General features: G+C 66.2%; 16 protein-coding genes. 5 read left to right on the top strand and 11 right to left on the bottom strand.

Annotation, left to right across the window (positions count from 1 at the left end; all coding sequences use genetic code 11):
- Window positions 1-47 precede the first annotated feature (47 nt).
- Genes paoA through EGJ34_RS00800 form a run of 5 tightly spaced genes read left to right on the top strand, consistent with a single transcriptional unit; the run spans window position 48 to window position 5,435 of the window.
- Window positions 48-689, top strand: coding sequence for an aldehyde dehydrogenase iron-sulfur subunit PaoA (gene paoA / locus EGJ34_RS00820; protein WP_125358128.1), 642 nt, complete (start codon window positions 48-50; stop codon window positions 687-689).
- Window positions 686-1,636 carry a xanthine dehydrogenase family protein subunit M gene (locus tag EGJ34_RS00815; RefSeq protein WP_125358126.1) on the top strand — a complete coding sequence of 317 codons (951 nt, stop codon included), beginning with the start codon at window positions 686-688 and terminating at the stop codon, window positions 1,634-1,636. Before paoA ends, EGJ34_RS00815 begins: the two co-directional genes overlap by 4 nt.
- 3 nt (window positions 1,637-1,639) lie before the next feature.
- Window positions 1,640-3,838, top strand: a complete 2,199-nt coding sequence (gene paoC / locus EGJ34_RS00810) for an aldehyde oxidoreductase molybdenum-binding subunit PaoC (protein WP_125358124.1) — start codon at window positions 1,640-1,642, stop codon at window positions 3,836-3,838.
- 53 nt (window positions 3,839-3,891) lie between these two features.
- Window positions 3,892-4,824 carry an XdhC/CoxI family protein gene (locus tag EGJ34_RS00805; RefSeq protein ID WP_260476863.1) on the top strand — a complete coding sequence of 311 codons (933 nt, stop codon included), beginning with the start codon at window positions 3,892-3,894 and terminating at the stop codon, window positions 4,822-4,824.
- Window positions 4,821-5,435, top strand: a complete 615-nt coding sequence (locus EGJ34_RS00800) for a nucleotidyltransferase family protein (RefSeq protein WP_125358120.1) — start codon at window positions 4,821-4,823, stop codon at window positions 5,433-5,435. Before EGJ34_RS00805 ends, EGJ34_RS00800 begins: the two co-directional genes overlap by 4 nt.
- A gap of 7 nt (window positions 5,436-5,442) precedes the next feature.
- On the opposite strand, the gene EGJ34_RS00795 is transcribed toward EGJ34_RS00800, so the two are convergent.
- From EGJ34_RS00795 to EGJ34_RS00745, 11 genes are all read right to left on the bottom strand, one after another.
- The gene (locus EGJ34_RS00795) at window positions 5,443-6,123 is read right to left on the bottom strand and encodes an ATP-binding cassette domain-containing protein (RefSeq protein WP_185750021.1); all 681 of its coding nucleotides are present in this window, start codon (window positions 6,121-6,123) and stop codon (window positions 5,443-5,445) included.
- Window positions 6,120-6,800 (bottom strand): molybdate ABC transporter permease subunit, encoded by a 681-nt coding sequence (modB, locus tag EGJ34_RS00790; RefSeq protein WP_125358118.1) that lies wholly within the window; start codon window positions 6,798-6,800, stop codon window positions 6,120-6,122. Before modB ends, EGJ34_RS00795 begins: the two co-directional genes overlap by 4 nt.
- The gene (modA, locus tag EGJ34_RS00785) at window positions 6,801-7,559 is read right to left on the bottom strand and encodes a molybdate ABC transporter substrate-binding protein (RefSeq protein WP_125358116.1); all 759 of its coding nucleotides are present in this window, start codon (window positions 7,557-7,559) and stop codon (window positions 6,801-6,803) included.
- A gap of 107 nt (window positions 7,560-7,666) precedes the next feature.
- Entirely contained in the window at window positions 7,667-9,049 is a 1,383-nt protein-coding gene (locus EGJ34_RS00780) for an aldehyde dehydrogenase family protein (protein WP_125358114.1), read from the bottom strand.
- Window positions 9,050-9,064: 15 nt separating this feature from the next.
- Window positions 9,065-10,720, bottom strand: a complete 1,656-nt coding sequence (locus EGJ34_RS00775; RefSeq protein ID WP_125358112.1) for an acetolactate synthase large subunit — start codon at window positions 10,718-10,720, stop codon at window positions 9,065-9,067.
- A 415-nt stretch (window positions 10,721-11,135) separates the two neighbouring features.
- Complete coding sequence (locus EGJ34_RS00770) at window positions 11,136-11,969, bottom strand: aldose epimerase (protein ID WP_125358110.1); 834 nt, start codon at window positions 11,967-11,969, stop codon at window positions 11,136-11,138.
- Window positions 11,959-14,478: an MFS transporter gene (locus tag EGJ34_RS00765; protein ID WP_125358153.1), complete on the bottom strand. Its 2,520-nt coding sequence runs from the start codon at window positions 14,476-14,478 to the stop codon at window positions 11,959-11,961. Before EGJ34_RS00765 ends, EGJ34_RS00770 begins: the two co-directional genes overlap by 11 nt.
- Window positions 14,432-17,044, bottom strand: coding sequence for a glycoside hydrolase family 3 protein (locus EGJ34_RS00760; RefSeq protein ID WP_260476865.1), 2,613 nt, complete (start codon window positions 17,042-17,044; stop codon window positions 14,432-14,434). The genes EGJ34_RS00765 and EGJ34_RS00760 overlap by 47 nt, the downstream gene beginning before the upstream one ends.
- 56 nt (window positions 17,045-17,100) lie before the next feature.
- Complete coding sequence (locus tag EGJ34_RS00755) at window positions 17,101-18,792, bottom strand: glycoside hydrolase family 43 protein (RefSeq protein ID WP_125358106.1); 1,692 nt, start codon at window positions 18,790-18,792, stop codon at window positions 17,101-17,103.
- Window positions 18,792-20,777 (bottom strand): sialate O-acetylesterase, encoded by a 1,986-nt coding sequence (locus EGJ34_RS00750; protein WP_125358104.1) that lies wholly within the window; start codon window positions 20,775-20,777, stop codon window positions 18,792-18,794. The genes EGJ34_RS00755 and EGJ34_RS00750 overlap by 1 nt, the downstream gene beginning before the upstream one ends.
- On the bottom strand, window positions 20,774-22,936 hold the full coding sequence (locus EGJ34_RS00745; protein WP_125358102.1) for an alpha-glucuronidase family glycosyl hydrolase: 2,163 nt from the start codon (window positions 22,934-22,936) through the stop codon (window positions 20,774-20,776). The genes EGJ34_RS00750 and EGJ34_RS00745 overlap by 4 nt, the downstream gene beginning before the upstream one ends.
- Between the last annotated feature and the right edge of the window lie 94 nt (window positions 22,937-23,030).

Below are 23,030 nucleotides of genomic sequence, written 5' to 3'. Positions count from 1 at the left end.
GCCCAACCCCGTGAGCCAGGCTGCACCAGCCAACGAGGAGCCCCTGCATGAGTACCCCTCCCTATCTTTCCCTGTCACGTCGTGACGTGCTGAAGCTCGGTGCAGGGTCGGCCACCAGCATGGCGTTGCCTGCAGTGGTAGCCCACGCACAGGGCAACACGGATGCGCGCCCGCCGGTCACCGCGCGCGTCGCCTTCGAGGTGAACGGCAAGGCGCGCAGCCTGGAGGTGGACACCCGCGTCACCCTGCTGGACGCATTGCGCGAGAATCTGCAGCTGACCGGTACCAAGAAGGGCTGCGACCATGGCCAGTGCGGTGCCTGTACGGTGCTGGTGGACGGTCGCCGCATCAATGCCTGCCTCACCCTGGCGGTGATGCACGAAGGTGCGAAAATCACCACCATCGAGGGGCTCGGTTCGCCGGAAGATCTGCATCCCATGCAGGCGGCCTTCGTGAAACATGATGGTTACCAGTGCGGTTACTGCACGCCGGGCCAGATCTGCTCGGCGGTCGCGGTCCTGCAGGAACTGCGTGACGATATTCCCAGCCACGTCACCGGCGACCTCGAGCGGCGTGCGACCCTGTCCGGCGACGAGATCCGAGAACGCATGAGCGGCAACATCTGCCGCTGCGGTGCGTATTCGAACATTGTCGAGGCGATCGAAGAAGTCGGGGGCCGCCGCGCATGAAAGCCTTCACCTATGAACGGGTCAACACGCCTGCCGAGGCCGCCGCGGCCGCGGCGCGGACGCAAGGTGCGCGATTCATCGCTGGCGGCACCAATCTGCTGGACCTGATGAAGCTGGAGATTGAAACGCCGGCACACCTCATCGATGTCAATGGGTTGAAGCTGGACACCATCGAAGCTACCGCGGAAGGCGGCGTGAGAATCGGCGCGCTGGTGCGCAACACCGACCTGGCCGCCGACCGTCGTATCCGCCGCGACTATGCCTTGCTCACGCGTGCGCTGGTCGCCGGTGCTTCGGGTCAGCTGCGCAACAAGGCGACGACCGCTGGGAATCTATTGCAGCGCACCCGCTGCCCCTACTTCTACGACACCGCGCAGCCGTGCAACAAGCGCCTGCCAGGCAGTGGCTGCGGTGCCATTGGCGGTATCAGCCGGCAACTGGCGGTGGTGGGTACCAGTGCGTCCTGCATCGCCACCCACCCCAGCGACATGGCGGTGGCGATGATGGCGCTGGATGCGCAGGTTGAAACCCTGCGGCCCGACGGCAGCAGTCGCACCTTCGCGCTGGATGCGCTGTACCGCGCGCCCGGCAGCACACCGCATCTTGAAACGACACTTGAGAAGGGCGAGCTGATCGCCGCCGTCCATTTGCCCCGACCCCTGGGTGGCACCCACATCTACCGCAAGGTGCGTGACCGGGCCTCTTATGCCTTCGCGCTGGTATCGGTGGCCGCGGTGCTGCAGCGTGACGGCAGCGGTCGCGTCGCACTCGGCGGTGTGGCCTACAAGCCGTGGCGGAAACCCGAGGCGGACGCGCTGTTGCCGCAGGGCGCGGCGGCCGTGATGGCCAAGCTGCTAGAAGGCGCGTCACCATCATCACAGAATGCGTTCAAGGTGCAGCTGGCTGAGCGCACGCTGGCGTCGGTTCTGCTGGAAGCGAGGGGGTAAGCCATGAAGTTCGACACACCGGCAGGAACCAATCCGATCGACCAGCTCAAGGTGGTGGGTCAGCCGCTCAGCCGAATTGATGGCCCGCTGAAGACCACCGGCCACGCGCCTTATGCCTACGAGCACCATCAGGCGACGTCCGCGCCCGCTTATGGTTACGTGGTCACCGCCGGCATCGCCAAAGGGCGTGTCAGCGCGATGGAACTGGATGCAGCGAGGCGCGCGCCCGGCGTACTGGCCATTGTGACGGCCGAGAACGCAGGTCCGTTGCAGCAATCCCAGCGCAATGCCGCGCCGCTGCTGGGCGGGCCTGAGATCACCCATTACCACCAGGCGTTGGCGCTGGTGGTGGCCGAGACCTTCGAGCAGGCGCGTGCCGCTGCCGGGCTGGTCCGCGTCCGCTACGCCACGGAGAAGGGAAGCTATGACCTGGCGGCGGCCAAACAGGCCGGTGGCAAGCTGCAGAAGACCGATCCCGACGCCCGCGTCGGCAACTTCGAGAAGGCCTTTGGTGAGGCACCGGTCACGCTGGATGCGACCTACCACACCCCTGACCAGTCACACGCCATGATGGAGCCGCATGCCACGCTCGCTGCGTGGGAGGGCAACAAGCTGACGGTGTGGACGTCCAACCAGATGATCGACTGGGGCAAGACCGACCTGGCCAAGACCCTGGGGCTGCCCAAAGAGGACGTCCGCCTGATCTCGCCTTATATCGGCGGCGGATTTGGCGGCAAGCTGTTTGTCCGCTCCGATGTGGTGCTGGCCGCGCTGGGCGCGCGTGCCGCCAAACGGCCGGTGAAGGTCACACTGTCGCGCCCGCAGATCGCCAACAACACCACGCACCGTCCCGCCACCCTGCAGCGGATCCGCCTAGGGGCCACGGCCGAAGGCACGTTGACCGCCATCGGCCATGAATCGTGGTCGGGCAATCTGCCCGGCGGCTCGCCCGAGGAGGCCGTGCAGCAGACCAAACTGCTGTATGCCGGTGCCCACCGCCTGGCCGGTCTGCGCCTGACCCATCTGGACCTGCCCGAAGGCAATGCCATGCGTGCTCCGGGCGAAACCCCCGGCCTGATGGCGCTGGAAATCGCCATGGACGAAATGGCGGAAAAGCTCGGCCTGGACCCGATCGAATTCCGTATCCGCAACGACACGCAGGTGGACCCGGCCAATGCCGAGCGTCCTTTCTCGCAGCGGCAACTGGTGCAGTGCCTGCGCACCGGAGCCGAGCGGTTTGGCTGGGAAAAGCGCAATGCCCGCCCGGGCACGCAGCGCGATGGACGCTGGCTGGTGGGCATGGGCGTGGCGGCCGGTTTCCGCAACAATCTGGTGATGAAGTCCGGGGCGCGCATCCGCCTCGATGCAAAGGGTGGGGTCACGGTAGAGACCGACATGACCGATATCGGGACTGGCAGCTACACCATCATCGGCCAGACCGCGGCTGAGATGCTCGGCGTCCCCCTGGAACAGGTCACCGTCAAACTGGGGGATTCCAGTTTCCCCGCCTCCGCCGGCTCTGGCGGCCAATGGGGCGCGAACAGCTCCACCGCCGGTGTGTTCGCCGCCTGCACCCGGATGCGCGACCTGATCGCCGGCAAGCTGGGGCTGGACCCGGCCACCGCCTCCTTCGGCAACGGCAAAGTCAGCGCCGGCGGAAAGACCTTCGCGCTGGAGAAGGCCGCTGCCGACGGCGAGCTGGTCGCCGAAGACAGCATCGAGTTCGACAAGCTGGAGGAACGTTTCCAGCAGTCCACTTTTGCCGCCCATTTTGTTGAGGTCGGTGTGGACGTTGCCACCGGCGAAAGTCGCATCCGTCGCATGCTCGCCGTGTGTGCCGCAGGCCGCATCCTCAATCCCAAGACCGCTCGCAGCCAGGTGATCGGCGCGATGACCATGGGCGTGGGTGCGGCGTTGTCGGAAGAGCTGGCGGTGGACACCCGGCTGGGCTTCTTCGTCAACCACGACCTGGCCGGCTATGAAGTGCCCGTGCACGCCGACATTCCGCACCAGGAGGTCGTGTTCCTGGATGAAACCGACCCCGTTTCCTCGCCGATGAAGGCCAAGGGTGTGGGCGAGCTGGGGTTGTGTGGCGTCAGCGCGGCGGTGGCCAACGCCATCTACAACGCGACCGGCACCCGCGTGAGGGAGTATCCGATCACCCTGGACAAGCTGCTGGCCGGACTGCCTGCACTGGGATGAAGGCAAACGGACATCCGGTTCCACTGGACGTGGAGGAAGGCAATCCTGCCCGCGTGCTGCGCGCGGCGGTGGAGGCCATGCACGCCGGGCAGCGGGCCGCGCTGGCGGTGGTACTCGAGACCGAGGGTTCGACCTACACCCGTGCGGGCACGCTGGCGCTGTTCAGCGACGGTGCGCATGTCGGTTGGCTCAGCGGTGGATGCCTGGAGCCGGAGATCGAACGCCGCGCGATGCAGGCAGTCGACCAGAGTGCGCTGGAATGGATGGAAATCGATACGCGTGACGACGACGCGCTGTTCTCCGGCAATGCGGTCGGGTGCCGGGGCCGGCAGCGTGTTGTGCTGCTGCCGCTGCCCGCTCTCGCGCGGTTGGAACCCCTGTTCAAGGCCTGGCTGCACGGGGACGGCACCTTGGACATGTCGGTGCAGGCCGATGGTGCCATTATCTGCCAGTTTGGCGACGTGCGGATCCGCCATCATGTTCACAGCAGTCCGCCAGACTGGTCCGCGCGTCCAAAAGTCTGGGCACTTCGCTGGCGACGCCCCCCGCGCGTCCTGATCTACGGCGCGGGCCCCGAGGCTGTTCCGCTGCAGCCGCTGCTGCAGGGTCTTGGCTGGTCGGTGTCTGTCAGCGAGGGACGCGCGTCGTGGCGTGCACGGGTACCGGATGCCGCCTTTACCGACGCTCCGCTGACCCGGCTTCGGCCGGACGCAGCGCTGGTGATGCATCACAATTTCGAACGCGATCTCGAGGCGCTGCAGCTGCTGGCGGTGTCGACCGTTCCCTTCATCGGGCTGCTGGGGCCCGAGCGTCGAAGAGAAGATCTTTTCCAGGTTCTGCCCCACTCCCTGCGGGACCTGCTGCTGCCCCGGCTGCGCTCGCCCATCGGCTTGCCGCTGGGCGGAAGAGGTCCCGAAGCCATTGCATTGAGCATCGCCGCGCAGCTGCAGTCGTGGCGTCACGGCGTCAACGCCGGACCGCCATGAACCTCCCCGTATCCGACGCGCACGCGGCCGTGATCATGGCCGCCGGCATCAGCGAGCGTCTCGGCCAACCCAAGCAACTGCTCCGCCGCGACGGTGAAACGCTGCTGCACCGCATGGCCCGGCTGGCCGCCGCGACCGGGCCGGCGATCCTGGTGATCGCGCTGCCCGCACACGCCCACGGCATGGCTGACCTGCTGCGCGATATCCCCGGATTGAAGATCGTTCATCCCGAACCAAGCCGGGGAATGGGAGCGAGCCTGCAGGCAGCAGCGCCATGGGTCAAGGCATGCCACCGGGTGCTGGTACTGGGGTGTGACCAGCCCGCGCTGGAATCGCCGCATCTGCACGCGCTGCTGGACGGCGCGGCAGGATCGGCGTCTGGCTGTGCCGCCACCGTGCTTTCCGGAACAGTGGGTGTGCCTGCGGTCGTGCCCGGCAGCTGGTTTGACGCGCTCGACGCCGCCCCCGGCAATGCCGGATTCCGCGACCGGCTTCGTACCCTGCCCCGCCAGCAACTGGCCATGATCCACGCACCGGCGCTGGCGCTGGACATCGACACGCTTGAGGATCTTCGCCTGGCACGCGGCCAGGGTCTGATCGATCCGCCTTGAACCGGCGTTACACCGCATCCGGTTCCAGGTTGCGACCGTCACGCAGGTGAAGCACCTCACCACCAAAACGCTCAAGGTCTTCCCTGTCATGCGTGATCAGCACGACCGGGATGCCCAGCGTGTCCAGCAGGTGCTCCAGTCCTTCGCGGGTGGCCTGGCGGTTGGCCGGGTCCAGCGCTGCGAACGGCTCATCGAGCAGCAAGGCGCGTGGCTGTGCCACCAATGCGCGGGCCACGGCGGTGCGTTGTCGCTGGCCGCCGGAGATGTCACGCGGGTACTGGTTACCAACCGGCCCCAGATTCAAACGCTCCAGCCACTGCTCCACCAGCGCGGGGCGGCTGCGTCGGCCCGGATTGAACAGGCCGCCAGACAGTCCGAAGGCGATGTTCTGACGCACGGTCAGGTGGGGAAACAGCGCGTAATCCTGGAACACATAGCCCATCCGCCGTTTCTGTGGCGGCAGGTCGATGCGCTGCGCGCTCTCGAAGAGTGTTTCGCCGTTGATGCGGATCCAACCGGAATCGGGTCTCAGCAACCCGGCCATGGCCCTCAGGGTCAGGCTTTTTCCCGCCCCCGACTCGCCGAAAATCACCACCCGCCGGGCCGCGGTACGCAGTGAAACATCCAGCGCAAACTGCCGCCCCGGCGATACCAGCTGCATCTGGATGCGAGCGTCGATGCAGGTCATCGGCGCGGGCTCCCTTCGCGTGGCCCTGCCGCGAAGCGTCCGGCCATCAGCAAAGCCCCTATGCAGATGACCGAGGTCACCACCACCAGGAACAGGGCGCGGTCATCCTGGCCCGCCTGCACTGCCTCGTAAACCGCAATGGAGAGCGTCTGGGTCTTGCCGGGAATGCTGCCGGCCACCATCAGGGTCGCGCCGAACTCGCCCATTGACCGCGCGAAACCCAGCAGCAGGCCTGGCAGGATGCCGCGCCAGGCCAATGGCAAGGAGACGCGCAGGAACAGTCCTGCTTCACGGACACCCAGCACGCGCGCCGCCTGTTCAAGCTGGGTATCCACTGCTTCGAATGCGGCCCGTGCAGGCTTGAACACCAGAGGGAACGAAACGATGGCCGCCGCCAGCACCGCGCCCTGCCAGGTGAAGATCAGCTGGATGCCCAGCGTCGTGTCCAGCCAGTGTCCGATGGGGCCATTTCGCCCCACCAGCACCAGCAGGTAATAACCCAGCACGGTGGGCGGCATCACCATCGGCAGGGTCAGCAGGGTGTCCAGCGTTTCGCGGCCGGGAAACCGCCAGCGGGCGAACGCCGCCCCGGCGGCCACACCGAGCAGCAAATTGACCAGCGTTGCAGATCCAGCGACCTTCAACGACAGCAGTACGGCTGTCCAGTCCAGCTCCATCTAGCGCGCGTCGGGGGCAGTGAAACCGTAGCGGCGCAGAATGGCCTGCGCCTGCGCGGAGCGCACGAAGGCCACGAATTCCGCAGCCTGCGCGGCCTGCCGGCTGCGTGCGACCGGGGCGATGGGATAGTTGACCGGCTGCGCCAGCGGCACCGTGAAGGCCGTGCGGACCCTCTGCTTGAAGGTGCTGGCGTCGCTGCCGTAGACAAAGCCCGCATCGACTTCGTCGCGCGCTACATAATCCAGCGCCTGGCGCACGTTCTGTGTGGTGATCAGCTTCGGTGACAGCGGTTCCCATAGTGCGGCGGCTTCAAGTGCGGCTCGCGCGTAGCGACCAGCCGGCACCGACTGTGGATTGCCTACGGCGATCCGCTTCACCGCCGTTGCCGTCAGGTCCTGCAGGCGGGAGGGCGATGCCCCTGCTTTGATCGGCACCACGACCACCAGCGAATTGCGGGCGAACACGTGACGGCCGGATGGAACGATGAGCGAGGCCCGGGCGGCCTCGTCCATGGTGAATTCATCGGCCGAGGCAAACACATCCACCGGCGCGCCATTGCGGATCTGCTGCAGCAGCACACCGGAAGCGGCGACATTGAGATGCACCTTGCTACCCGGGTGCGACGTCTCGTACGCCGTGCCAATCTCCTTGAATGCATCCACCAGACTCGCCGCCGCCGACACGGTCAGCTCGGCGGCACGCGCCGTGCCCGCTGTCAGCAGAAGCGCCAATCCCAGGCCGAGGCCGATGCCACGCATGCGTTTCTCCGCAGTGTCCAGAAGGGAACCGTGGCGGCAGCTGCCGCCACCTGGACAATCATGAACACCCGGTCATCGACACGGCGTGATGCCTGACTGCGCTGGCATCAGCTTCGACGCAGCAGGATCATCTTTTCCTGGGACATGTCGCGCATCGTGTAAGGGATGCCGCCGGTACCGTAGCCGGACTCGCGGCGGCCGGCAAAGGGCATCCAGTCGGTGCGGAACGCGGTCGGGTCGTTGACCATCACCGCCGAGGCATCCAGACGGTTGGCCGCGCGCATCGCGACATCGATATCCTGGGCGAAAATGCTGGCCTGGAATGCGGTCGGCAGCGCGTTGGCACGGGCGATGGCGTCGTCGAGCTCGCTGTAGCGGTATACCGCCACCACCGGTCCAAACACTTCCTGCGTGGTGATGCGTGCATCAGCGGCGGGATTGAGCAGCACGGTCGGCTGCAGCGTGGTTTCGGAAAGACGCTTGCCGCCTGTGGCCAGTTGCGCCCCGCCCTTCACCGCCTCATCGATCCACTCGGCGACCCGGTCCGCTTCGCGGATCTGGATCAGCGGGCCGACCTCGGTGTCCTTCAACGTCGGGTCGCCCGTGCGCAGCTTCTCCACCCGGGCAATCAGCGCCTGGGTGAAGTCGTCGGCGAGGGTGTCATGCACGAAGATGCGCTGCGTGGACACGCACACCTGCCCCGCATGGTAGTAGCCACCCTTCACAATCGGCTCGATGATCTTGCCGAGGTCGGCGCTGCGATCGACGATGGCCGGGGCCACGCCACCATGCTCCAGTGCCGAGCGCGCGCCGTGTGCGAGCTTGGCGTGCAGCGACCAACCGACTTTGGCCGAGCCGATGAAACTCAGGAACGCGATGCGCTTGTCGGTCGCCAGCGCCTCGGCCAGTTCATTGCCATCTGGCAGGAAGGTCTGTGCCCACGGCTCCGGCAGGCCGGCTTCGTGGGCCATGGCGACAAACTCCAGGCACGACAACGGCGTGGCCGACGCCGGCTTGATGATCACCGGGCATCCGACCGCGATGGCCGGGGCCACCTGATGCACGATCAGATTGAGCGGATGGTTGAAGGCCGAGATCGCCGCCACGATGCCAATCGGCTCCTTGGTGGTGAACGCCCAGCGGTTGTCCGCTGCGGCCGAAAGACCCATCGGGATCTCGCGGCCGGCGAAGTTGCGTAGTTCATCGGCCGCGTTATGGACGCCATCTATCGCGCGGTTGGTTTCAACAATGGCATCAGGCAGCGGCTTGCCGCCTTCCCGCGCGATCTGCATCGCCAGGTGATCGCGCCGGGTCTCCATCAAGGCGGCCAGGCGGCGCAGGATCGCAATGCGCTGATGCGGCGGCAGCCAGCCGTCACGGTTCTTGAACGCTTTTTCCGCTGCACTGAGTTTGCGCTCCAGGGCGGCGGCATCGTCAAAGGGCAGTTCCGCGATCGGGGCGCGGTCGTAAGCCTGTACTACGGTAAGCATGTGGATTCCTTGGTATTACGCGCAGCCGACATCGGGGGTGCGGTTGCGCAGTTCGTTGACCAGTACGCGGGTGTTTTCGGAGTAGTCGATCGGCACGTCCAGCAGATGCACGCCGCCACCGGCAAAGGCGGCTTCGATGCTGGGCGCCAGATCCTCCACGGCGGTGACGCGGGTGCCCTTGGCCCCGTAGGCCTCGGCGTAGCGCACGAAGTCCGGATTGCCAAAGCGCATGCCGAAGTCCTCGAAACCATCCACCGCCTGCTTCCAGCGGATCATGCCGTAGGCACTGTCGTTGAGGACCAGCACCACCAGGTCCAGGCCCAGCCGCACGGCCGTTTCCATCTCCTGCGAGTTCATCATGAAGCCGCCGTCGCCGCACACGGCCAACACGCGGCGCTGCGGATACAGCAGCGCCGCCATCATGGCGGACGGCAGGCCCGCACCCATGGTGGCCAGGGCATTGTCGAGCAGCAGCGTGTTGGCGACATGCGTGCGGTAATTGCGCGCGAACCAGATCTTGTACATGCCGTTGTCGAGGCAGACGATGCCGTCCTCGGGCATCGCTTCACGCACATCGTGCACCAGGCGCTGCGGCGTGACCGGGAAGCGGTCTTCCTCGGCGCGGTCGTTGAGTCGCGCCAGGATCTTCTGGCGCAGCTCCATCATTCCGACATCTTCAGTGAGCCTGCCCTCCAGCCGATCCGCCAGCGCGGCCACGCTGGCACCGATGTCACCGAGTACTTCGATGTCCGGCTGATAGACCTGCTCGACCGTGGCGGACTGGAAGCTGACGTGGATGACCTTGGGTCCACCCCCGCTTTTCATAAGGAACGGCGGCTTCTCTACCGTATCGTGGCCGATGGCGATGATCAGGTCGGCCCGGGCGACCGCCTCATGGACGTAGTCCCCTTCGGACAACGCGGCGGTGCCCATGTAGAGGTTGGAACCGCCGGTCACCGCGCCCTTGCCCATCTGGGTGTTGAAGAACGGGAGCCGCGTGCGCGCCACGAAGGCCGACAACGTATCGGCGAGCCACGGGCGGCTGCCGGCCGCGCCGATCATCACCAGCGGGCGTTTGGCGGCGAGAATGGCGGCAGCGGCACGATCCAGCGCGGCGGCTAGCGCGACCGGCCGTTCCAATGGATGCACGGGGACGACGGGGACATCCTCGACTTCTTCGCCGGCAATGTCCTCCGGCAGTTCCAGATGCACCGGCCCGGGGCGCTCCTCCATGGCGACCCGGAACGCGTCACGCACGGTAGCGGGAATCGCCGCTGGATTGACGATCTGTCGGGTCATCTTGGTCAACGGCTTCATGGAGGCCACGATGTCCACGATCTGGAAACGGGCCTGCTTGGCGCTCATCACCGCCTTCTGGCCGGTGATCAGGATCAGTGGCCAGGCCCCCAGGTGAGCGTAGGCGGCACCGGTGGAAAAATTCAGCGCGCCAGGGCCCAGGGTGGCCAGGCACACGCCGGGCCGGCCGGTCAGCCGGCCATGCGTGGCCGCCATGAAGGCCGCCGCCTGTTCATGGCGGGTGAGGACCAGTTCGATGCGTGAGTTGCGGAGGGATTCGAGGAAATCGAGGTTTTCCTCGCCAGGAACGCCGAAGATGCGGTCTACGCCTTCGTTTTCCAGGGCGGCGACGAGAAGATCCGAGCCTTTGGGCATGGTGTCGATCCGTGTGAAGGATGCAGACGACTATACGCCCGGGGGTGTGGTCAGGAGGGCAACAGAGTGTTCCTGGCGGGCGGTGAGGCGCATTAGGTGCGCAGGATCATGGCGTTGACACGCATCGCTGCCCTACGTGCGCAGGATCATGGCGTTGACACGCATGGCGTGTCACTACGATCCTTGGTCGCGCGGGATGGGTGGTCGCGCGATCTTATTTGGTCGGGCGACCTGTAGGGACGCGCCATGCGCGTCCTTGGGGCACCGGATAACCCGTAGAGCCACGCCCTGCGTGGCTGCGCCTGGGTCGGACACCTCGAAGCCACGCAGGGCGTGGCTCTACGCCATTTGACAGGTCGCGTAGTGACGCGCCATGCGCGTCATCCGGATGGTGCTGGACACGCATGGCGTGTCCCTACGCGAAGCTCATCTCGAAGGTGAGGGACAGACGCTGGCCCGGCTCTAGCCTGTTCGGCTTCAAGTTGAACCCATCCGGAGGCCCGGTCTGCGGCTCCACGCACGTGGCATGCGCTGCCCCGTCATAAACCACCCAATGATCGGTGTCGGAACGCAGCCGAAGCCGTTGCCCACCCCGCTCCAGCACCACGTCCTCCCGGGAGACAAAGCAGTCATCCCACGGACCCGGCACGGGTGCCTGGGGCGGAAACACCGCAATGCCCTCCTCGTCCCGCGGATACATGGCTTCAGGCGCAAACACCAGCCGCTCGGGTTTGCGGAACCATGGGTGCCAGCCGAGCACCGCCGGCATGGGCCGGCTGCCCGCTTCCACCGCCAACCGCAGGCGCATGCTGCTGGAATGGAGCTGGATGACCTGCGTGGCAACGCCACCAAAGGGCCAGTACTCGTCTTCAGGAAGCGCCAGCGACAAGGTAGCCGCGTCCGACGCCAGCGCATCCAGCTGCCACGCCTGCGAGAACCCGACTCCGTGGATCGCATGATCCTCGAAGTTGATCGGCAGCACGTACGCCTTGCCATCAAAGCGGAAGCGCCCGTGCCGGATCCGACCCGCCCACGGCACCATCGGATAGCAGCCCCAGGCAATGGTCGCGGGCCAGCCGTCTTCCGGACCCACGAGCCAGTCCACGCCTGCGTAACGCAGCTGGGCGATCCGCCCGCCCGCCTCCGGGGCCAATGCCACCTCCAGTGCACCGGAACGCAGCCAGTGCAGTGGGCCGGCCGGCATCGGGGCCTGCGCATCGTCTACCGGGATCACCGGCTCAGGCTCCATACGGGTTGATTGTCCGGATGCTGCCATCCGGGTCGATCTGCAGTGGCGTGCACTTGACCGAGCGCAGGTGGGTCACACCGCCCGACAACAGCGCGTCGTGATAGAACAGCCACCACTGTCCCTCGAACTGGCAGATGGAGTGGTGGGTCGTCCAGCCGACCACAGGCGTGAGGATCACGCCCTTGTAGGTGAACGGCCCGTACGGACTGTCGCCCACCGCGTAGCACAGCAGATGCGTGTTGCCGGTGGAATACGACAGGTAGTACCTGCCGCCGACCTTGTGCAGCCATGGCCCTTCAAAGAAGCGGCGCGCGTGGTCGTCGGCGCGCAGCGGCTGCCCGTGTTCGTCCAGGATGACCACCTCGCGCGTCGGTTCGGCCAGCTGCGTCATGCCTGCGTCCAATCGCCCCACCCTCGGGCCCAGGGCCGGTGCATCGCCGGTGGGCTCCTCATGAGCCGCATCAAAACGATTGTCGCGGTATTTCTGCAGCTGACCGCCCCATATCCCGCCAAAGTAGAGGTAATGTTCCCGGTCTTCGTCCTCGAATACAGCCGGGTCGATCGAATACGTACCATTCATCGGCTCGAGCTCAGCCGTGAAAGGACCCTCCGGGCGGTCGGCCACCGCCACGCCGATGCGGAAAATTCCCTGCGGGTCCTTGGCAGGGAAATAAAGGTAGTAGCGTCCGTCACGATACGCCGCGTCAGGTGCCCACATCTGCTTCTCGGCCCACGGCACGTCACGTACGTGCAGGGCCACGCCACAGTCAACGGCCCCGGCCGTGGGCGTGTCCATGCGCAGCACGTGGTAGTCCTCCATGCCGAAGTGGCCGCCCTCATCGTCAAACGGCGCGCCGGCGTCGATATCGTGCGAGGGGTAGATATACAGCCGTCCCTCAAACACGTGTGCCGACGGATCGGCCGTGAACATGTGGGTCACCAGCGGTTGCGAAATGGCGTGCGTCGCCAGCTGCTGCAGGTCGCGCCGCTCACGGCGCTGCTGAAGCTCTTGCTCGATCTGGTTTTCCATGCGTTTGTCGATCTCGTAGAGAAACAGCAGCGCCACCGCCAGCAGGAACGGGATGGAGCAATAGATGCTGACGGTCAGCCGGATGCCATCAATCACGCCCTCCGGCTGCTGCGCCGCGCCGGCCTGATAGCCGTAGTGCGCGAGTATGCCGGCCACCAGGGCACCGCCCACGCTCAACCCGACCTTCAGCCCGCACAGCATCGCGGAGAAGATGATGGCGGTGGCGCGGCGATGGTTCTTCCACTCGGAGTAGTCGGCGACGTCCGCGATCATCGCCCATAGCAGCGGAATCGTGATGCCGTAGCAGAAACCATGCAGCATGAAAGACACGAATGCCACGGCTACGGCCGTGGGCGGGAACAGATAGAACACCAGCAGGAACACGGTGGAGGCCAACAAGGCAGCGCCGAAGACGTCGCGCTTGCCGAAGCGATCCGCCAGACGGCGCGAAACGCCGATACCGAGAATCATGCAGATGATGCCGCAGGCATTGAACAGGCTGAACGCGGAAGTCGCCGGATCTTCCGGCCAGGTGAAGCCCGACAGCCCTGCCCCTCTGATCCCCGCGTTCAATCCCTGGATGAGACCATTGAATCCCGTGCGTTCAAGGAAGCCGGCCAGCGCGGCCTCACTCATGTAGTACTGGAAATAATAGATGTAGGTGCCGCCCTTGAGGGCGAGATTCATGAACACCAGGATCGTCAACGCCAGCATCACCTGCCAGGGACGATTGCGCAGCAGGTCGGTCAGATCCTGCACTACGCCTCCCGTCTGCTCCTTGGCGGCAACAATGCGTTCGCGTGTGGTGGCGAAGGTGATCAGGAAGAACGCCGTACCCACCACCGCAAACACCATCATCACCCGCTCGAAGCCAAGCACGCGGTCGCCGTCGCCCAGAATCAGCACCAGCGGCAACAGCAGAACCTGGATGATGAACTGGGCGATCATCACCGCCACGAAGCGGTAGGCCGACAGGCTGTTGCGCTGGGCCATGCTGCCGGTCAGCACGCCGCTCAGCGCGGAGTACGGCAGGTTGTTGGCGGCATACACCAGCATCAACAGGCCATAGGTGGCCAAGGCGTACGCCACCTTGCCGCGCTCACTGAAGTCCGGCGTACTGAAGGCAAGCAACGACAGCACGCCGAACGGCACTGCTGTCCACAGGATCCACGGGCGGAACCTGCCCCAGCGCGAGGTGGTCCGGTCCGCGGCAATGCCGATCAACGGCGTGAACACGAACGCGCCGAGCAGGCCGATCACGAAAATGATGGTGGCCGCCGTGGCAGGCGGCAACCGGAACACATCGGTGTAGAAGAACGCCAGGTAGGTGACCAGCGTCTGGAAGATGAGATTTGCCGCCAGATCGCCCAGGCTGTAGCCCAGCTTTTCGCGGACCGACAGTATGTGTTCGGTGGCGGCGGTGGAGCTCGGGTCAGTCACGTGCGGCCTCCACCTCGAATCCGGACCGCACGCGGGCATCGGCACTGGAGCCGCCTATCCGGACCTCATAGCGTCCGGCGGGTACCTTGTAAGCGGAAGCAGCTTCGTCGTACTGCCGCAGCGCCTGTTGAACGTCCAGTTCGAATGCCACCGTCCGCTTCTCGCCGGGGGCCAGATGCACGCGCTGGAAGCCACGCAGGTTCTGCTGCGCCTCGCCCGTCCCGGCCTGCAGTCGCCGTACGTACAACTGCACTACTTCGTCGCCGGCGCGCTTGCCGGTGTTGGCAATGTCCACCGCGACGTTGAGGCGACCGTCCGGAGCGATGCGCGGCGTGTCCAACCGCAGCCTGTCGTAGTCGAACCGGGTATACGACAGCCCATGCCCGAACGGATACAGCGGTGTGCCCCGGAAGTAACGATAGGTCCGCCCTTCCATCGTGTAATCGTCAAACGCCGGCATCGCCTGGTCCGCCGTGTAGAAGGTCACCGGCAGGCGTCCTCCCGGATTGACCTCGCCGAACAGCGCCTGGCCCACGGCCGTGCCGCCGCGCTGGCCCGGGTACCAGCTCATCAGAATGGCCGACAGTTTCGAAGGCTCCACCGCCAGCGCCGAGCCGCCGGTGAGCACCATCACCACCGGTTTGCCCGTGGCCTGCAGTGCCTCCAGCAGCGTGCGCTGGGTGGCAGGCAGTCGCAGGTCGGTGCGGTCACCGCCGGCGAAGCCGGGATAGTTGACCTTCATCTCTTCACCCTCGACATCCCCGGTAAGGCCACCGACGAACACCACCACGTCCGCGCTGCGCGCGGCGTCCAGCGCCTCCTCGAACGGCGGCTTGGCACCGGGCATGCGCCAGCCCAGCCGCACGCCGGCATCGCGCTCGGCGTCGAAGTACTCCAGACGCAGGTCGTACGCCCGCCCGGCCTGCAGCTCCAGTTCCACGCCGTCGCCGCGCATGCGGTCACTCGGTGCCCAATGGTCCAGTACCTGCTTTCCATCCACGTACAGCCGGTAGCCGTCATCGGCGGCGGCCTCGACCCGATAGCGCCCCGACACAGGCGGCAGCAGCTGGCCGCTCCAGCGGATGCTGAAGCCATCGTTTGGAACGCCCTGCCCCGGCCCGGCCTCGCCCCGAGCCATCAGGTTGTCGGTGGGCGAGCCACGATCCCAGCGGAAACCAATCTGGGCGTCGGTGCGCACCAATGCCGGCGTACCGGAGAGATCGGCCGTGCGGAAGTACTCGCCGCGCAGACCGCGCTCGGGGGAATCGGCCGACGGCCGCAGGTAGGCGGCCTCGATCAGGGGCGTGGCACTGGGATCGTCGCGTCCCTCCACCAGGTCCACCCCGCGTGCGTAACGCACCTCAACGCCCTTGGCGGCATCGCGGATGCCCTGCAGCACGGTGACCGGTGCGGCCGGGGTGCCAAAGTAGTTCCCCAGCAACGCCATGGTGTCGTCGGCGGTCGGGCCCACCACGGCAATGCGCTTGACGGTGGGCGCAAGCGGCAGCACACCATCGTTCTTCAGCAGGACCAGCGATTCCTGGGCGGCCTTCAACGCAAGCGCGTCGTGCGCCGGTGCCTGGTTCACCGAAGCAGGAATGCGTGCCCAGCGCACCTTCTCGGCCGGGTCAAACATGCCCAATCGCATCCGCGCTGCGAACAGGCGTGTCACCGCATCATCAATCTCGGCTTCGCTGATCAAGCCCTGACGCACCGCCGCCGGCAGCGTGGCGTACTCCTGTCCGCATTCCAGCTCAGTGCCGTTCTTCACCGCCAGCGCCGCCGCCGCCTCGCGGGTGGGCTCGATTTTGTGATGCTTCCAGATGTCCACGATGGCCCAGCAGTCGGACACCACATAGCCCTTGAATCCCCAGTCGCGGCGCAGCACGTCGCGCAGCAGGAACTGGCTGGCGCTTGCGGATTCGCCGTATACCCGGTTGTACGCCCCCATCACCGCATCGACGTCGCCCTCCTTCACCAGCGCCTCGAACGCAGGGAAGTAGGTGTCATACAGGTCCCGCTTGCTGGGGCGGGCGTCGAAATGGTGGCGGTCGGCCTCGGGCCCGCTGTGCACCGCGAAATGCTTGGCGGTGGCGTCCAGCTTGCGGTACACCGGGTCGTCACCCTGCAGGCCGTGCACGAAGGCCACGCCCATGCGCGCGGTCAGGTAAGGGTCTTCGCCATAGGTTTCCTGGCCCCGGCCCCAGCGCGGGTCACGGAAGATATTGATGTTCGGCGACCAGAACGTCAGCCCCTGGTAGCGCCCGTGCTGGTTCTCGCGGACGAACTGATGGTGTTTGGCGCGCGCCTCGTCGCTGATGGTGGTGGCCACCTGCTGCATCAGGGGCACGTCAAAGGTGGCGGCCAGGCCGATGGCCTGCGGGAACACCGTCGCCTGCCCTGCCCGCGCCACGCCGTGCAGACCCTCGTTCCACCAGTCGTACGCCGGAACACCCAGCCGCTCGATGGCCGGGGCGGCGTTCTGCATCTGCGCCGCCTTTTCCTCCAGCGTCATCTGTGACACCAGCGCCGCAGCGCGGGTTTCAAACGAGGCGGACGTATCCAGCCACGGTTGCGGTTGCGCCGCATGAACAGCGGTAGCCATCGCGATGGCGGCGCTCAGGGCCAGCGTGCGATACAGCGAACAGGGGTTCCGCATCATCATCTGCTCCTCGATGCGCGCTCGTCGCGCGCGAATGGTCCCAGCAGGGTGCCGACAAAGCCCCCTGCACGATCCGTACTCAAAACGGTGCCGTCGACGTCGCCCTTCAGCGTCTGCCAACCGCATCCATCGTCGCTGTCGAACGCAAAGGCGTAGCGGCCTTCGTCGCCGCTGATCTTCAGGCGTAGAGACGAGGTTGCCTTCAGTTCGCGGCTGGCCAGGGGCTTCGTGACTCCGCCGCCGTCGCGTCCTTCAGCGAACACGGCCATGCGATTCCCGTCCAGCTGACGAACGCCAAAGAAGTACCAGTAGTCTTCGCTCTGGTAGGCCGCCAGTCCGGCCGCGACGCCCGACGACGGGAGCGTCATTTCGGTACTGGCTTCGAAGCGCAGATGCTGCTGGCGGCGGCCGAGGAACGACGGGTTGCGCCGGGTGTTGAGATCGTCTCGCAACGGATGCACGGCCAGACTGCCGGGACGGCTGCTCAAATCGATCCACATCCTGGAGGGAACCCGTACCTGTAGCCATCCATCACCCGGCTTCAAGCCGTTGAAATCATCGCGTTCCACGAAATTGCCGGTGCGCGGTGCCTGCGACAGTCCGCCCTGCATCCAGGACGGTGCCTTCGCTACATACGGGATGGTCTGCCCGGCGGGCAGGATGATCGGCCAGCCGTCCTGCCACTGCACCGGCAGCAGGTAGGTCTCGCGGCCGGTGTTGTAGTGGCGTTGCTGGTAGTTGCGGCTTGCCAGGAATACCGCCCACCAGGAGCCATCCGGTCCTTCCACCAGGTCGGCATGGCCAGCGTTGGTGATGGGCAGGGGCCTGTCTGCCGGGAGGTCGCGCTGGGTGAGGATCGGATTGCCCGCAAACGGCACATAGGGCCCCCAGACGCTGCGGCTGCGCAGCACTACCTGCGAATGCTGCGGACCCGTGCCGCCTTCCGCGGCGGACAGGTAATACCATCCTTCGCGTTTGTAGAGGTGGGGCCCTTCGATCCAGATCGGCTTGGTCGCCGGGTCCACGCCCCCGTCCACCAGCACCTTGCGTGGTCCGACCGGCTGCAGCGTGGTCCGGTCGATCTGCTGCATCCAGATGGCCCGGTGCCCCTCGTAACGCGGCTTCCCGTCTGGCGCGTCATTGTTCACAAGGTAGGCACGGCCGTCCTCATCGAAGTACAGCGACGGATCAATGCCGCCGATGCTGGGCAGCCAATGTGGCTCCGACCATGGACCGGCCGGATCGCGCGCGGTGACGATGAAGTTGCCGCCGCTGTCGACGGCGGTGGTGATCACGTAGAACAGGCCGTCGTGATGCGAAATGGCCGGCGCGAAGATGCCACGGGACACGCCCAGGCCGTCAAAATCCACCATGCCCGGGCGATCAATGACATTGCCGATCTGGTTCCAGTGCACCAGGTCGGTGCTTTCAAACACCGGAATGCCGGGAAAGTACGCAAAGCTGGAGTTGACCAGATAGAAGCGGCCGTTGGCGGCGACAACGCTCGGGTCGGCGTGAAATCCGGCGAGCACCGGGTTGCGGTAATGCCCGGCCGGTAGAGCATCGTCGAAGGCTACATCGTGGCCGCTGTATTCAAACCAGTCGAAATAGACCGGCAGTACCGGTTGCGGCGCACGCGCGAGCCCCATGGCGGCCAGGATCAGAACGAGCACCATGATGCGTAGCTTCATCACCGTATGGCGCCCTCGACGATGACCAGCTCGAACGGCCCCGCCGGCGCACCGCTGCGGTCGCGCAGCGTGCAGACCGGGCCGTCTGCCCAGCAGTAGCGCACGCGGGTCGAGGTCTGTGCGGCCGGGCCACGAAGAACAACATCGTGTCCGTGGAGCTCGGCTTCGGCGTAGGTGCACGGCGAGCCATCGGCGGTGCAAAGCTCGAATCCGATGGGTCGCCGCGCGCCAGTCGTGACCAGTGCGCCACTGACATCGTCAAAGTGCACGCTCACTCCGGACGAAGTACGTGTCGCACCGCGTGCGGTCGGGCCGGACGGAGACAATCCGGCTTCCCCGTGCGCCACGTGCCGGGCCAGCCGCGCCAGGCGCCGGCCAAGCTCCTGCTTGTTCGGCGGGTGAATGTCGTAGGCGTCGCCGATGTCGATGGCAACGGCAAGCCCGCTCTGCGGGTCTTCCGCAGCCACGCGACGCTGTGCGTCGCGCACCTCGGCCCAGCCGCTTTCCACCGGAGCCACCGTCGGCTGGCCGTAACCGGCCAGCTGCACGATCAGCAGCGGCGTGTGCGCGCCGAACTGCCTGCGCCAGTCGTCACGCAGGGTGCGTAATCGCGGTGCATAACCCCGGCCATCGCCGGTGTTGGATTCCCCCTGGTACCACGCCACACCGCGCAGTCCGATGTGACCGAGGGGGGAGATCATGCCGTTGTAAAGCGTCGACAGACCGGTGGCGGCATGCCAGGGTGCCAACGGAGGCGCATCCGGGCCGGGCGCGGCACGATACTGCCACCTTGCGTCCAGCGCGACGCGGGTGCCATCGCCGAAACGCATCGCGTACGCGGACGCCGGGCCGGCCAGTCCACCGTCGGCCCAGGTGTCCAGCACGTTGATCACGACGTGATTGGTGCCGGCTTTCAGCAAACCGGGCGGCAGTGGATACGAACGTGCCTGGCCGGGCGCGTACTGGCTGCCCACGCCGACCCCGTTCACCCAGGTCATGTCGGTTTCATCAACCGGACCGAGCTCAAGCGTGGCACCCTGCGCTGCCTGCGCGGCGGTCAGCGTGACCTGGCTGCGGTACCAGACCATGCCGTTGTAGTCCGCCAGCGCAGGCACGCCCCAGCGCTCCCATGCACCGAGCGTGGCCGGCACCGGGAGCCACGTGGCATCGCCTGGATTGGGCTGCCAAGGCGTGTCGCCGGCCGCGGTGTCTGGACGCGCGGTCCACCACTGCTGCCAGTGCTCACCCCAGCGACGGTTTGCTGCTGCCGGATCGCGGCCATGCAATGCGAGCATGTCCAGCGCCTGGCCCAGGCCGCCTTGTGCACGCAGGGCCTGGGCGCTGGTCCAGGCTTCGATGCGTGAGCCGCCCCAGGCCGCCTGGATCAACCCCATCGGCACGCTGACCGCCTTCTGCAGCTCGCGTCCGAAGTAGTAGCAGGCCGCAGAGAATTCACGCACCGTCTCTGGCGTCACCGGTGCCCAGGCAGCCGCGTCGTGGAAGTGCTCCTGCGGTGAGGTGGCCGCATGCTTCGGGACCATGAACATACGAATAGACGGATGTGCTGCAGCGGCGATCTCACCGTCTGCGTTGAGCGCGCGCCACACCGGCAGTTCCATGTTGGACTGCCCGGAGCACAGCCACACATCGCCCATCTGCAGGTCCTGCAGGGTCTGGGTACGCCGCCCTGCCCGCACGGTCATCTGATACGGTCCACCCGCAGCCAGCGGGCGCAGCGTCGCGCGCCAACGGCCGTCGGCGTCTGGCTGCGTGGTGACGTTCTGCGCGGCGAATGTCACCGTTACAGGCGTACCGGGTGCGGCATGCCCCCATACCGTGATCGGTTGGTCGCGTTGCAGGACGGCGTGATCCTGGAACAGCGGGTGCAGCAGAGGCGTCACGGAGTCCTGTGCGCTGCCGGGTGACGCCCAGCAGGCCGCGATGACGACGATCGTTCGCGTGAACCACGCGGCGTGGCGGTTCATCGTCCGTCTCCTGGTGCGGAGGGGAACTGGAGCGACTGGTAGTACGAAAGGGGGTAAGGGGGTGCGGCTTCGCCCGCCGGGAGTGGTCTGCCGCTGATGGATTGGAAGTACGACACGCTCGCGTCGCGCCACCATTGGGCTTCGCGGAGCTGGATATCCAGGAAGGCGGCGATGTTGGCGTGGCGTTCGGGGTCTATCGCGAAAGGCAGCCGGGTAAGACCCGGCTCTACGGGGTTGAGGGTGGCCCAGGTTTTCTGCATGGCCTGCACTTGGCGCACCCCCAGCGAGTAGCGCGAGACGAGTTCATCCCATAGCGGGCGGCCAGAGGCCATGCGGTGGTCCCACGGCACGTGGTGGAACCACAGCAGCAGCGATTCCGGTACCTGGGCAATGTCCCCAAAGCGCGCTGCCACCGTCGGCGCATACTGCGCCACTGCATTGCTGCCGCCCCGGGTACGGTCGAAGCCGATGCCGTCACGATCGGCGCGGTGGTAGTACACCGAAGTCCAGTCCGCGCGCGGGCCGCCATCCACCCACGGGCCGGGGCCGTAATGGTGCCCGCGTGCCATCAGGTGATGCAGGCCCAGCGGGGTCATGTAGTTCACCGCTGCCTCGCGCGAGTTCATCATCATGTCGACGATGGGCCGCACCACTGCCGGGTCGGGCGAGAAGGTCATCGCAGCCCAATCCACGGCGATATCGCGGGCGGATTGATGCGGATTCCACGCCAGGCGACCGAACACATACCAGTTGGCCTGGTCGAAATGCGAGCCGGTCCACGTTCTGTCGTTGCCGATATTGGCCACGCCGGCCATGCCGGTCAGCGCATGACCCTCCAGCGTGCCGTCGATCACCCGTGCCACGGTGGAGCCCTCACCGCGCGCGTGGGTGTCCGAGCGCAGTACCTCCTCGTACAAGGGCCCCAGATACACCAGGTGCGTGGCGAAACCGAGATACTCCTTGGTGATCTGGAACTCCATCATCAATGGCGTTCGCGGCATTGCACCGAACAGCGGATGGAACGGCTCCCGGGGCTGGAAATCCAGCGGTCCATTCTTCACCTGCACGATCACGTTGGAGCGGAACTTTCCGTCGAGACCTTTGAACTCGGTGTAGGCCTGGGTGGTACGGTCCGCAGGAACGTCATGCGCGTAGACGAACGCACGCCACATCACCACGCCACCATGCGCTGCCAGCGCGTCCGCCAGCAGGTTCGCCCCTTCTGCATGGGACCGACCGTAGTCCTGCGGTCCCGGTTGCCCTTCGGAGTTCGCCTTGACCAGAAATCCGCCGAAATCCGGTATGCGCGAATAGATCTCGTCCACCTTGCTGCGCCACCAGCGCTGCACTTCGGGATCAAGCGGGTCGGCGGTAGGAAGCCCACCCAGCTCGATCGGGGCGCTGAAGCGCGCGCTCAGGTACACGCGGATGCCGTAGGGCCGCAGCGTGTCCGCGATCGCGGCCGCCTTGAGCAGATAGTCCGGTGCCAGGCTCCAGGCGCTGGCGTTGACGTTGTTCAGCACGGCACCGTTGATGCCTATCGAGGCGTTGGCCCGCGCATAGTCGGTGTAGCGCGGGTCGCGCCACTCCGGCAGGCTCTGCCAGTCCCACAGCGAACGCCCGGCGTAGCCGCGTTCGACATGGCCATCCAGATTGTCCCAGTGATCGAGTACCCGCAGCGCCACCCGGGGCGATTCGCGCAGTTCCAGGTGTTCCAGCGCCGCACCCGTCTGCAGCAGACGCAGCAGATGGAACACGCCATACAGTACGCCGATGTCCTTCTGCGCGGCGACCAGGGTCACCTGATGCCCACCCTGTTGCGCGCGCCTGATCAGGTAGCCCTCGGTACCCAGCGAAGCCAGCTCGTCGCGCAACGGGGCGATCAGCGGCGACGATTCCGGCGTGCCGATGACCAGCGTCTGGTCACCGGCGACCGTGTCCCGCAGCGTGGGGGCATGCCCCAGCAGGCCGGTGAGGCCCCGCACCAGTTCCTCGCGCGCGACGCGCTGCGTGGGTGTGTGACCGGGTGCAACCATCTCCCGCAGCTGCGTGCCGCGATCTGCGGCCAGTGCGGGTGCCAGCGGAACGTACCGCATCCACAACGCATGACCGTCCTCCGCGCGCACGCTGCCCGCACATGCCAGCCATGCAGCGAACATCACCAGAAACAGATGACACCGCGTGACAAGGTCGCGTGCAGGCCGCGTGGCTGACAAACGGGGTAAGCTGGGGTCGTGCGCAGGGTGCGCCATC

The sequence above is a fragment of the Stenotrophomonas sp. 278 genome, assembly GCF_003935715.1.
GTDB lineage: Bacteria > Pseudomonadota > Gammaproteobacteria > Xanthomonadales > Xanthomonadaceae > Stenotrophomonas > Stenotrophomonas maltophilia_AH.
Note: the sequence above shows the minus strand (reverse complement) of the source record. Positions and strands in the feature narration are given on the sequence as shown.

Excerpts from the sequence above, each read along its gene's own strand:
- EGJ34_RS00770 (WP_125358110.1), bottom strand. The coding sequence starts at position 11,969 with ATGGAGCCTGAGCCGGTGATCCCGGTAGACGATGCGCAGGCCCCGATG.
- EGJ34_RS00780 (WP_125358114.1), bottom strand. The coding sequence starts at position 9,049 with ATGCTTACCGTAGTACAGGCTTACGACCGCGCCCCGATCGCGGAACTG.
- EGJ34_RS00800 (WP_125358120.1), top strand. The coding sequence starts at position 4,821 with ATGAACCTCCCCGTATCCGACGCGCACGCGGCCGTGATCATGGCCGCC.
- EGJ34_RS00760 (WP_260476865.1), bottom strand. The coding sequence starts at position 17,044 with ATGGCTACCGCTGTTCATGCGGCGCAACCGCAACCGTGGCTGGATACG.
- EGJ34_RS00750 (WP_125358104.1), bottom strand. The coding sequence starts at position 20,777 with ATGAACCGCCACGCCGCGTGGTTCACGCGAACGATCGTCGTCATCGCG.
- EGJ34_RS00745 (WP_125358102.1), bottom strand. The coding sequence starts at position 22,936 with ATGTTCGCTGCATGGCTGGCATGTGCGGGCAGCGTGCGCGCGGAGGAC.
- EGJ34_RS00755 (WP_125358106.1), bottom strand. The coding sequence starts at position 18,792 with ATGAAGCTACGCATCATGGTGCTCGTTCTGATCCTGGCCGCCATGGGG.
- EGJ34_RS00775 (WP_125358112.1), bottom strand. The coding sequence starts at position 10,720 with ATGCCCAAAGGCTCGGATCTTCTCGTCGCCGCCCTGGAAAACGAAGGC.
- modA (WP_125358116.1), bottom strand. The coding sequence starts at position 7,559 with ATGCGTGGCATCGGCCTCGGCCTGGGATTGGCGCTTCTGCTGACAGCG.
- EGJ34_RS00815 (WP_125358126.1), top strand. The coding sequence starts at position 686 with ATGAAAGCCTTCACCTATGAACGGGTCAACACGCCTGCCGAGGCCGCC.
- EGJ34_RS00765 (WP_125358153.1), bottom strand. The coding sequence starts at position 14,478 with ATGCCCGCGTGCGGTCCGGATTCGAGGTGGAGGCCGCACGTGACTGAC.
- paoA (WP_125358128.1), top strand. The coding sequence starts at position 48 with ATGAGTACCCCTCCCTATCTTTCCCTGTCACGTCGTGACGTGCTGAAG.
- modB (WP_125358118.1), bottom strand. The coding sequence starts at position 6,800 with ATGGAGCTGGACTGGACAGCCGTACTGCTGTCGTTGAAGGTCGCTGGA.
- paoC (WP_125358124.1), top strand. The coding sequence starts at position 1,640 with ATGAAGTTCGACACACCGGCAGGAACCAATCCGATCGACCAGCTCAAG.
- EGJ34_RS00795 (WP_185750021.1), bottom strand. The coding sequence starts at position 6,123 with ATGACCTGCATCGACGCTCGCATCCAGATGCAGCTGGTATCGCCGGGG.